Here is an 11,274-nt window from a genome sequence, read left to right as displayed (position 1 = left end):
ACACTCAAAATAATAAGAGTGGTAGAAAAAAGGGAATGGTGTTTATGTTATTCAAAATTAAAATTAAAGAATTGGGTAACCGTTACTATGATTTAACAAAAAGAGATGAAAGAGAAGAACTGTATGATGCACTAGATAGCTTAGAAGATCCATTTAGCTATAGCGTAGTTGACTTAAAAACAGATGAAGATTGGGCAGATTTTGATAGTGATACAAACTTAGACGATGTTGTTGCAGTAATGACAGAGATTAAAAAATTAACAGATAATCAATATGAAATTTTTTTACAAGAAGTAAAACAACGCATTGAATCACCGATGGATGTAATTTTAAGAATAAAATAAATTTTATAAAGAAAGTAGGAAAATAAATGTTTAACAATGTTAGTTTATCTGGAAGAATTGCAAAAGAAATTAAAGTTTTTGAAAATGAAAAAAATAGAGTAGGAGTGTTTACATTAGCAGTACAAAGACCATTTAAAAATAAGGAGGATGAGTACGAAACAGATTTCATTAGAATAGTAGTATTTAATTACAACGTGGAGATTTTAGAAAAATATACCGATAAAGGCAGTTTAATTGGTGTAGAGGGAAGAGTACAAACAAGTAGTTACGTGAATAAAGATGGAGAGAAAGTATATACCACTGAAATTTTAGGTAAACGAATTATTTTATTAGAAACAAAAGAACAAAGAGAAAAAAGAAAGGGAAATAAAGAATTAGAAAAAGTAGATGGTTATTCAGAAGATGAAAATGATTCATACGACAACTATCTAGCAAACATTCAAGATGACGATTTACCGTTTTAATTATCCAAAGCACTTATTTTAATAAGTGCTTTTTTTATTTAGGAGAGTGAATATGGCAAAAGAAAAAAGCTTTACAAGAAAGCAAATAGAAAAACGGATTAAAAATAAAATAGCTTTATGGGTAACAGGAACTTTAGGATTTACTGGTGGAGCAATTTTATTAGTAGCACTTTGTGTTTTACTCATAATTATGGCTTTTGTCCCAATTTTTGGTGCAATTAGTGCAGATGAGCAACAAAAAGCAGAAGCTTCTCAAACAGTAGTCGGAGCAAATTTGCCACAAGAAGTTTTACGTTATAAAGAAGATGTTTTAGCAGAAATGAAAACACAAGGATTAAAAGAGTTTCATATCGACATCTTACTTGCAATTATGGCTCAAGAATCTGGTGGTAGAGTAACAGATGTATTTCAAGCATCTGAATCACTAGGTAAACCTCCGAACTCAATTGGAACAAGTGAATCAATTAAGCAAGGTGTTAAATATTATGGTGAACTTGTAAAAGCAGTTGGTATGACAGATAAATTTGATTTAGATAAAACTAAATTAATTTTACAATCATACAACTTTGGATCGGGGTTTATAGATTATGCAAAACGTATGAATGATGGTAAGTATTCCAAACAACTTGCAAAAAATTTTTCTAACACACAAGCAAGTAATATGGGATGGAGTTCTTATGGTGACGTCAATTATGTAGATAACGTCATGAAATATTTAAACTCTGGTAATTCAAGCATTGATGAATTGACAGGTAATTTTAAAAAGCCAAACACAAGTAGCTACAACAATCCATATTTATCTGGTCAATGTACATGGTACGTTGCAGGAAGAAGAGCAGAAATAGGAGCTAAAGTACCAAACAATTTAGGTGATGCATGGATGTGGGTTAATAATGCAAAATCACAAGGTATTAAAGTAAATAACACACCTAAAGCAGGAACTGCAGTTGTTTGGCAAAGAAATCAATTTGGATCTGATAGTTATTATGGACACGTTGGCTTCGTAGAAGAAGTTAAGTCTAACGGAGATATTATTGTTTCTGAAATGAATGTTAAAGGTCTAAATGTTTTAAGTTATCGCACAATCCCAGCAAGCCAAGCAAACAGTTTATCTTACATTTATTAGGAGGAGAAAAGATGAATAATAAAAAAGTTTTATTTTTTATAGTCGGGGTGGTTTTAATTTTTACAGTCCCATTCTTTTTATTAAATAAAAATATTAAAACTTTAGAAGAAGAAAATAAATTATTAAAAGATGAAATTAATTCTTTAGAAAAAGATAAACAAGATCACAAAAATAAAGTTGAAGTCGTTGAGGTAGAAAAAAATAATGATGAAAGTTCTGAAGAAGAAAATAATTCTCAAGAAGAAATTAATGATGATTCGGATAAAATTTTAAATTTCTCTAATACATTCGTTGACTTGATGTTTAATAGATTAAATAAAGATGAAATAAATGAGCTAAAAAATTTAACAGAAGATGAAGCGACGAAGTATTTAGAAAGTAAAGGATATTTTAAACCAGTAGATGATAATTCTGATATTCCCCAAAGCACAGTCGAAGAAGTAAAAGTATATACACGAGATTTAAATGAGAATACAAAAGATGCTGTGATAGTTTATGGAACGTCAATAGAAGATGATGAAGTTATTAACTATGGTATCTATCATTTAGAACTTGAAATAAAAGATAACGGAGAAGTTGTTGCAACAAAAATGTATGGAGATAATCCTTTAATGAATCCAGATATAGAATTATTTTTTGGTAAGGAAGCTGTAGATCAATAAAAATTTTTCTACTACAGGAGGTTTATATATGAAAGAAATATTTATTGATTTAAAAAATACCTATAAAAACAATATCGGTAAATTTTATGTTGCATTAATTTTTCTAATTATATTTTTATATTTATGTTTAATTCTTTTAAACACTTTTAAACCAGAAGAAGCAATTAGAAAAACAATAGATAGTGGAGAAAGAATTTCTTTTGAGGGAGAAGAATTAACTTATATTGAATCAATTTATTATCCGAATAAAAAAGAGGTAGAAGTTTTATTTGGAATTAATAGTGTGGGTTCATTATTTAGTGAAAAAAATTTAAAGGCAAAAGCACTTATTCAAAAAGATAGAACTAAAAATAAAGAAGTTATAGTAGAAAAAGTTAATCCACAAATTATATCTATGAAAATAAAAGATGTGCCAAAAGATTATTTACTTACAAGATTAACAATAGGATTTAAAAAAGATGGAAGTGAAACTCAAAAAGAAAATGTAACTTACGTATCGCATGAACAAGAATTACAAAAAGAATTAACTGAAAATGATTATTTAGACTACGCAATTAATTTTAGATCATCATTTGTTGAAACTGAAATTGATGTACTAAACGAAAAAATAAATCAGCTAGATGAAGAAATAAAATCTAAAGAAGAAAATATTTCTGAATTAAAAAATACAGATAGCTTATTAACTGACGAAGAAAAAAGTAAGGTTGAATCACAAATTGAATTATTTACAAAGCAAATTTCATTAATGGAAGACGAAAAACAGAAAACAAAAAATGAAATTGATGAAAGAGAACAACAATTAAATGAGTACAAAAGCGAGAAAAACTGAACAAAAGAGGGGGAAATCTAGTAATTATTTAAAGAGCATAAGGGACAATGATATCACTTTGTTGTGTGCTCCACACACATTAGTGATAGGTTGGCAGTGCCAACCGTTGTCATATAAGGTTTAATAGATTGTGCGTTAGACACACAGCAAATAATAAAAGTGATATCAAAATAATCGTTATTGTGTGTCTATATCACACTTATTTAACTTAATTATTGTAAAAAAACACTGATTGTGTGTCTAACACACACACTTTTAAGAAGGAGTGACAGTATGAAAAAGTATTTACTTAGATTACCCGAAGAAAATTTTGAGTATATTTCAAAGAAAGCTGAAAAGGAAAATCTTTCAGTGAACGAATATATAAACAAAATAATAGAAAATGATATTTCTGAAAAATTATTAACAGAAGATTCAATAGAGATGAAAAGATTAATAAAAAAATTAGAAACTACTTTAAACGATCAAATTAAATCTATAAATGATTTAAACAATTGGTATGAAATTAATACAAATATCTTATTTGAATTACTAGGAGTTGAAAAAATTAATGAAGAAAAGAAATAGAGTATTTTTTTATTTTGATGAAGATGAATTAAACGAAGTTGATAATCATATTGATAAAAATAAATCTAGTTATAGTAGCAGAACTCAATTTTTAAAAAAAGCAATTAATAATCAAATTAAAATTGATAATGGAGAAGATAGTTATTCCGATTTAAAAATGTTGAGTGATGATGTGAAAAAATTAAAATCATTGCTAGAGCTTAACTTACAATTCACTTATTCAATTATGGATAGACAGGATTTAAAAATTGTTGATTTATATTATGGTGGAACTTTAAGTGCAATTAAAGGAAGAGAAGCCATTGATTTTTATTATCGAAATAAAAAGATGAATGAAAATAAAAATCATAAAACTGTAACTGAAAATAATAAAGAAGAAGTAGAAGAAAAAGAAATTAATCCTCGATGGAGAATTACAGATTTATAGGAGATGACATATTGATTAAAACAGAAAAAATTAATTTTGCAATTGACAAAGATTTTAAAAAAGAAATCGATAAACATATTATGAAAAATAAATATAAATACGAAAGTAGGACAGATTTTTTATATGTTGCAATTAGAAATTTAATTCAAGAAGATAACGAAATAACTACAAAAGAAATTCTGTCAGATTTATGTAAAGAAATTAGAGAGTTAAAAATTTTGGTAAATACATCTGGTAGAAATAGTAATAGTATAAAAAGAAATTTAAATAAAAATAATAATTATCAGTATAGGAGGAATTAATTGAAAGCAGGAGTAATCTTAACTAGTGACTTTGTAATAGGAAATAATAAATCTTTTGAAAATTATATTCGTTATATTGATCGTAAAGAAGCAAAACAAAAAGACTTCTTTGATGAATATGAACCTATTATTGATGAAAAATTTGAGAAGTATTTAGATTATATGAATCGTGAATCAGCTAAACATGAGGAAGTAAAAGATAAAAGTACAGGTTTATTTAATGAAAAAAGTGATCTTTTAACTAAAGATGAACGTAGAGAAGTATATAAATCTTTTAGAGAAGCACAAAAAAATAATTCAGTATTATGGAGAGATGTTTATTCTTTTGATACAAGATGGTTAGAACAAAATGATTTATTGGTTTATAAAAATCTTAAAGAAGAAAAAATAAAAGATGCTGTAAGAAATTCTATGAATACATTCATTAAAGAAGAAAATTTAGAAAAAGATAATGTGATATGGACTGGAGAAATACATTACAACACAGACAATTATCATGTACACGTTGCAATATCTGAAAAAGAAAATACACGAGAGATGATTACTTATAAAAGAAAAGATGAAAATAATAATTTTGTGGAAGTGACTGAACCGAAAGGTAAAAGAAAAAATAAAACTAATTCAAGAATGAAATCAGCATTTATTCATCATTTAGTAGAGAGAGAAAAAAGTTTAGAAAGAATAAATGAATTGAGGAATACTTTAAATAAATCAATTCATATAGATGAAAGTACAATCGAACAGAGAAAAAGATTGAATAAAATTATTTCTCTACTACCAGAGAAACAAAATGAATGGTCATATAATCATCACAATATGAAACATCTTAAAAATGATATAGATGATTACACAGAACATTTTTTAAAAGATAACTTTAGTAATGAATATAATGAATATCGACGTTTACTTTCAAGAGAAGAAAGATTTTATAAAGAAGTTTATGGAGAAAACAGTAATTATAATAACTACTCAAAAAATAAATATGATGAACTAAAATCAAGAATGGGGAATGAACTATTAAGAAATATTAAGAAAAATAAAGAGCAGGTGGAAGAAAAATTGGGAATAGAATTAAATAAACCACCGAATATATCTAATAAAAGAAATAAAGAAAATTTGAAGAAAATATTTATTCATCATGTGCAGGAAAATAAAAATTACAGATCAAGAAACAAGCCAATATTTAGAATCGTAAGGTATAGAGGTACAGAATTTAAAGTAAAAGTAAATAGTCCATTAATAAGAAAACCAAGATTAATGAAACAATATGAATTAAGACGACTACAAAACTTATTTAATAATAGAAGAAGACAAAAAGAAGTCGAACACGAACATCAAATACTTGAAGAACGTATTAGAAATATAAAAGAACAAGAACTATAAATTAAATAATAAATGATTAAGAGCAATATACAAATGTATATTGCTCTTTTTTTATTTAAAAGGAGATATACAAATGAAAAAAGATAATTTTAAAAATATGGATGAACAATCTAAATTAGAAAATGAAAGTACGATTAGTTTAGAAGAAAGTTTAAAAGATAATATTGTGGACTTTCTAATAAATAATGAAATGAATATTAGAGAAGTTGAGGAAGATGCTTCTAGGAGAAGTAAATTAGCAAAAGAGGCATATTTAAAAAGAAAAGAAGAACTCTTAGAATACGAAGAATATACTATTTCAAATGAAAATATTATTGATGAACAAGGTTATTTAAAAGACCATATAGACGATAGAATTTTTGAAGAAGCACAAGATGAATTTGAAGTCGATAAATACGATAGTATATTAGACGATTATAATGAGCTATCACTTTTAGCAAGTCAACCAGATTATCAAGATACACCAAAAGCACCTGAATTTTTGAGAGAAGTTGAATTTGTAAATCAGTTTGAAATGACAAATGATTTAGACCAAAGTTTATGGATTACCCCAAATAATCAACTTATATCTAGTTATGGAGAAAATGGTATTCGTTCAATAGACCATAGAGCGTTATTAGATTTTTACAATCTAGATCGTGAAGATATTGAAAGTTGGGATAAGATACATGAGATGGGATATGTACGAATTGTACCAGAAACAGAATATGCATTAATTTATGAAAATCAACCACTTACTGATGAACAAATTGAAACAATTAATAATTATGATTATCAAATGGAGTCATACGGAGTTTTAAAGGATGAAAACGAACTAGAAGAAGAAGCATACTATGATCTTCTAGACCAATACGCAGAAGATTACTTAATTAATAATAAGGATGATACAGCAAAATACATTACAGTTATTGGTGTTAAAGATAGTGAGATTGCTTTTACAAGTAATTTAAAAGAATTTGAAGATGAATACCATGAACAAGATGTGGATCATTATTTAATGCTCCACCACAACAAGAATGTATATTCAATAAAAGAAAAAGAACAGTATGAACAGGATATGCAAGATAACCCTTTGTCTAAAAAGTATGAAGTATTATTAAAGCAAACCCGTGTAGGTAGTCTTAGGAGATATGATTTAGAAGAACAGACACAGATGAAAGAAAACACTTTGGAATAAAGAAAGGAAATAAATTATGACAACAGTTATTGTTGCAGAAAAACCATCACAAGCCAAAGCATACGCAGAAGCATTTAGTATAAAAAATCGAACTAAAAGTTATATAGAACTAGATCGTTGTAGCACCTTTCCTGCTGGTGCTTTTTTAACGTGGGGAATTGGTCATTTAATACAATTAAAATATCCCAAAGAATATAAACAACCAATCAATACGTGGGATTTAAACAACTTACCTTTTCTACCAACATGCTTTGAATATAAAGTAGATTCAAAAAAATATGCTCAATATAATACGGTTAAAGAATTATGTATGAAAGCAGATACGATAATTAATGCGTGTGATGTAGATAGAGAGGGAAGCAATATTTTTTATTTAATACTTGAACATGCAGGTATTAGAAATAAAGAAATAAAAAGGCTATGGATTAATTCATTAGAAAAAGAAGAAATTAAAAAAGGATTTAATCAATTAAAAGATAATAGAAAAGATGTATTAATGTTTCAAGAAGCAAAAGCACGTATGTTAAGTGATTATCTAATTGGTATGAATTTAAGTCCCTTATATAGTATTAAATTATCTAAAATCGCTGATTTTAATACTATATTTGGTGTTGGTAGGGTGCAAACTCCAACCTTATCTATGATTTATCATAGACAAATTGAAATTGAGAATTTCAAATCAGAACCATTTTTTGAAGTACATGCAGATTGCAGTAAAGATTCACAACAATTCACAGCAAAAATGAAGTTGAAAGAAAAAGATAAAGCTATTGTTGATAAAATTTTTGAAGATATAAAATTAAAAGACTATGCAACAGTAAAAGATATTAAACGTACTCAAAAACAAAAACAAGCACCAAAGCTACATTCTTTGAGCACCTTGCAAACGAAAGCAAACAAGTTGTGGAGATATAGTCCTAAAGAAACTCTTGCGATTGTACAAAAGTTATATGAATTAAAATTGGTGAGTTATCCAAGAACAGATTGTCAGTATATTACGGAGCAAGAGTTTCAATATCTAGATCAAAATCTTGAGAGCTATCTCAATATGTTCAATATAAGTAGTGAATTAATTGATAACCGTTCTATGAGAAAGCGTTTTGTGAATAATTCAGCAGTTCAAGAACACTATGCAATTATATTAACGAAAACAGCTGATGTAGAAAAAGTAAATATGTTAAGTGATAAAGAACGTAATATATATGAAGAAATCTATAATACGACAATAGCTATGTTTCTAAAGGAGTATATATATGAAGAAACTGATGTAGAACTGATAATTGATGATCATTATTTCTATAGTAGAGGTAAAGTAGATAAACAATTAGGTTGGAAAGAATTATTCAATCAAAAAGAAAATACAGAAAGTATATTACCAGAAATGAATATAGGTGAAATGATTAAAGCAAAACCATTTATATATGAGGGGATGACACAACCTCCATCACTATATACTGAGGGTCAATTAATTAACTTAATGAAAAATTGTGGCAAATTATTAGAAGATGAAGATACAGAAATACTAAAAGAGGTTGAGGGAATTGGTACAGAGGCAACACGAGCAGATGTGATAGAAAAATTAAAGCATCATGACTATATCACAACTAAGAAGAACCAAGTAATGCTAACAGATAAAGGTAGACTTTTAGCACGAAGTGTACAAGGCACATTATTATCTAGTCCAGAAATGACTGCAAAATGGGAAGCATCATTAAAGAAGATTAGTAGTGAAGAACAAACGCTAGATAATTTTATTAAAAATACGATTAAGTATATTCTTCATCAAATTAAGCAGATTGATAGTGACTTTAAGAAAAATCAGTTAGTGGATAATAAGGGTCAATCAGTAGTTAAAATTGATGATCCAAATGTAATTGGTGATTGTCCTAAGTGTAAAGAATCAGTCGTTAAGAAGATAAAAGGTAAAAAAGGTGTGTTTTATGCTTGTCAAAATAAGAAATGCAAATTTGTAATTTTTAAAAATATCTTTGGTAAAAATATTTCTACTACTGTTGTTAAAGAATTGATAAATCATGGTCGAACAAAGCATAAAGTTAAAGGTTTTGTTTCCAAGAAAGGAAAGACCTATGATGCTTTTGTAAAATTAAATAATGACTACAAGGTAACGTTATTTTTTGATAATAAGGAGGGATAAATAATGAAATATCATGAGATGATAGAAGAACAGATGAAAAAACGTAGAAAACGTAAATCTATTATTACAACAATAATAGTTATGTTATTACCAGCATTATTCTTATTACTGTATCAACCATTTAATTTTTATTTAAAAGATCCACATGTCATAGAAAAAGCACAAGCAGTTGCACAAGAGAATTATAAAGAAAGTACAATTAAATCTAATGAAAAATGGCTTGAAAGTGTGTGGGAGCAGACAGATAAAGATGAATACGGTGATTTAATAGAAACACAGGAAATGGCAGATAATAATTTAACGTATGATTGGTCACAAGTTAAGCTGATAGACAGTATTCCAACAGGAGCAACAGTAAATAAATTTTTATATCGTGGTCAATTGTTTATACCCGATATAAATATGAACTTACCAATTGTTGAAGGAGTGAGTAATGAAAATCTTTACACGGGTGCTTCTACAATGAAACCGAACATGAAGTTAGGTCAAGATAATTATGCCGTTGCTGGTCACTTAATGCCAGATCCAAACACTTTATTCAGTCCATTAAAACGAGCAGAAAAAGGGATGCACATTTATGCGACCGATAAAGAAAAAGTATATATATATGAAATAGAAAAAATAGAATATGTAGATCCATCTCAAATTGGTTGGATAGATGATGTAGAAAATGAAACACTAATTACCTTAGTAACATGTGGCACGTTAGATGGAGCAAGTCGATTAATTGTTCAAGGTAGTTTTGTAAAAAGCCAGTCGATTGGAAGCTTTGAAAAAGATTTAACTGAAAACTATATCTATTAGAGAGAATTATGAAAAATTCTCTCTTTTTTTATGCGAATTTTTAAGTTTTTTAAAAAACGGGTTTTTAAAACAGGTCTTAGAGCTTGAATAATAAAATTCGAGTGTTATACATCCTAAAAGGCATAAAAGCCGTCAGAGTGCTTTATTTTAAATATTTTTCAAAAATGGAGGAAAAACAATGGAATTATTTGATGAAAAAGGAAGATTAACTGATGAAGCAGTCGCATATGCGAAAAATGTACCGATTGTAGAGTATTTAGAAGAACAAGGATTTATGATGACACGACAAGGTAATAGTAAGTATTATAACCTTGATGATCACGATAGTTTTGTTGTAGATGCAGAACAAAATATGTATTTTTGGAACTCACGCCAACGTGGTGGAAATATTATTAATTTACTACAAGATGAAGAACTTTTTGGAATGAAATTTAGAGAAGCAGTCATTGAATTAAATTCTAAAAATAATCAAAGAATCCAAAGTGATTATGGTATGCATTGGAAAAATAAGAAAGAAAAAGAACAGTATGCTTTTCCAGTAGATAATATGGTGAAAGATCCGTCTAGAGTAAGAGAATATTTAATTAATGATAGGAAATTAAATCCAGACATTGTAAATACATTGATGAGTAAAGGATTTATCCGACAAGATGAAAGAAATAATGCCGTCTATACATGGGTGAATAATGGAGAAATTGTTGGCCATAATTCAGAGGGGAGTTATAAGAAAAAAGATGGTGGAAGATACAAGCATATAGCGAGTGGTGCAAATCAAAAATTTGGTTTCTCATTTAAGACAAGTCCAAACAAAGATATTAGAAATATTTACTTTTTTGAAAGCGAGGTTGATGCGATCAGCTATGCTTCACTCAATGGACTAACACCAAATTCAAAATATGTTTCAATGCGAGGGGTTAACAATCCAAGTATAATTTACCAGCAAATTTTAGAAGTTGGTCAAAATACAGGTAAGATACCCAACGTAGTGTATGCAGTAGACAATGATGAAGCAGGATTAAAATTTAATCAAGATA

13 protein-coding genes are annotated in these 11,274 nt (G+C 27.8%); all 13 read left to right on the top strand.

Annotated elements, in window-relative coordinates; genetic code table 11:
- Positions 1-344 (top strand): hypothetical protein (locus tag HMPREF3177_RS00070; protein WP_210388776.1); only part of this gene is annotated, 344 nt, incomplete at its 5' end.
- Positions 345-370: 26 nt separating this feature from the next.
- Positions 371-808, top strand: coding sequence for a single-stranded DNA-binding protein (gene ssb, locus HMPREF3177_RS00065; RefSeq protein WP_070456150.1), 438 nt, complete (start codon positions 371-373; stop codon positions 806-808).
- A 46-nt stretch (positions 809-854) separates the two neighbouring features.
- Positions 855-1,934 carry a lysozyme family protein gene (locus tag HMPREF3177_RS00060; RefSeq protein WP_148128586.1) on the top strand — a complete coding sequence of 360 codons (1,080 nt, stop codon included), beginning with the start codon at positions 855-857 and terminating at the stop codon, positions 1,932-1,934.
- Positions 1,935-1,945: 11 nt separating this feature from the next.
- Positions 1,946-2,596, top strand: a complete 651-nt coding sequence (locus tag HMPREF3177_RS00055) for a hypothetical protein (protein WP_070456146.1) — start codon at positions 1,946-1,948, stop codon at positions 2,594-2,596.
- Between the two features lie 28 nt (positions 2,597-2,624).
- The gene (locus HMPREF3177_RS00050) at positions 2,625-3,425 is read left to right on the top strand and encodes a coiled-coil domain-containing protein (RefSeq protein ID WP_070456144.1); all 801 of its coding nucleotides are present in this window, start codon (positions 2,625-2,627) and stop codon (positions 3,423-3,425) included.
- 273 nt (positions 3,426-3,698) lie between these two features.
- Positions 3,699-3,992 (top strand): hypothetical protein, encoded by a 294-nt coding sequence (locus HMPREF3177_RS00045; protein WP_070456142.1) that lies wholly within the window; start codon positions 3,699-3,701, stop codon positions 3,990-3,992.
- On the top strand, positions 3,976-4,419 hold the full coding sequence (locus HMPREF3177_RS00040) for a hypothetical protein (protein WP_070456140.1): 444 nt from the start codon (positions 3,976-3,978) through the stop codon (positions 4,417-4,419). Before HMPREF3177_RS00045 ends, HMPREF3177_RS00040 begins: the two co-directional genes overlap by 17 nt.
- A gap of 11 nt (positions 4,420-4,430) precedes the next feature.
- Positions 4,431-4,721 carry a ribbon-helix-helix domain-containing protein gene (locus tag HMPREF3177_RS00035; protein ID WP_070456138.1) on the top strand — a complete coding sequence of 97 codons (291 nt, stop codon included), beginning with the start codon at positions 4,431-4,433 and terminating at the stop codon, positions 4,719-4,721.
- Positions 4,722-6,104 (top strand): MobP2 family relaxase, encoded by a 1,383-nt coding sequence (mobP2, locus tag HMPREF3177_RS00030; protein ID WP_070456136.1) that lies wholly within the window; start codon positions 4,722-4,724, stop codon positions 6,102-6,104.
- 97 nt (positions 6,105-6,201) lie between these two features.
- Positions 6,202-7,281, top strand: a complete 1,080-nt coding sequence (locus HMPREF3177_RS00025; RefSeq protein ID WP_168161290.1) for a hypothetical protein — start codon at positions 6,202-6,204, stop codon at positions 7,279-7,281.
- Positions 7,282-7,297: 16 nt separating this feature from the next.
- Positions 7,298-9,436 carry a type IA DNA topoisomerase gene (gene topB, locus HMPREF3177_RS00020; protein ID WP_070456131.1) on the top strand — a complete coding sequence of 713 codons (2,139 nt, stop codon included), beginning with the start codon at positions 7,298-7,300 and terminating at the stop codon, positions 9,434-9,436.
- Between the two features lie 3 nt (positions 9,437-9,439).
- Positions 9,440-10,240, top strand: a complete 801-nt coding sequence (locus tag HMPREF3177_RS00015) for a class A sortase (RefSeq protein ID WP_070456129.1) — start codon at positions 9,440-9,442, stop codon at positions 10,238-10,240.
- A 178-nt stretch (positions 10,241-10,418) separates the two neighbouring features.
- The coding region (locus tag HMPREF3177_RS00010) for a DUF3991 and TOPRIM domain-containing protein (RefSeq protein WP_070456126.1) at positions 10,419-11,274 on the top strand (856 nt) is incomplete at its 3' end.

It is taken from the genome of Nosocomiicoccus sp. HMSC09A07 (assembly GCF_001808485.1).
Taxonomy (GTDB): Bacteria; Bacillota; Bacilli; order Staphylococcales; family Salinicoccaceae; genus Nosocomiicoccus; species Nosocomiicoccus ampullae_A.
This window is presented reverse-complemented; position numbering and strand designations above follow the sequence as displayed.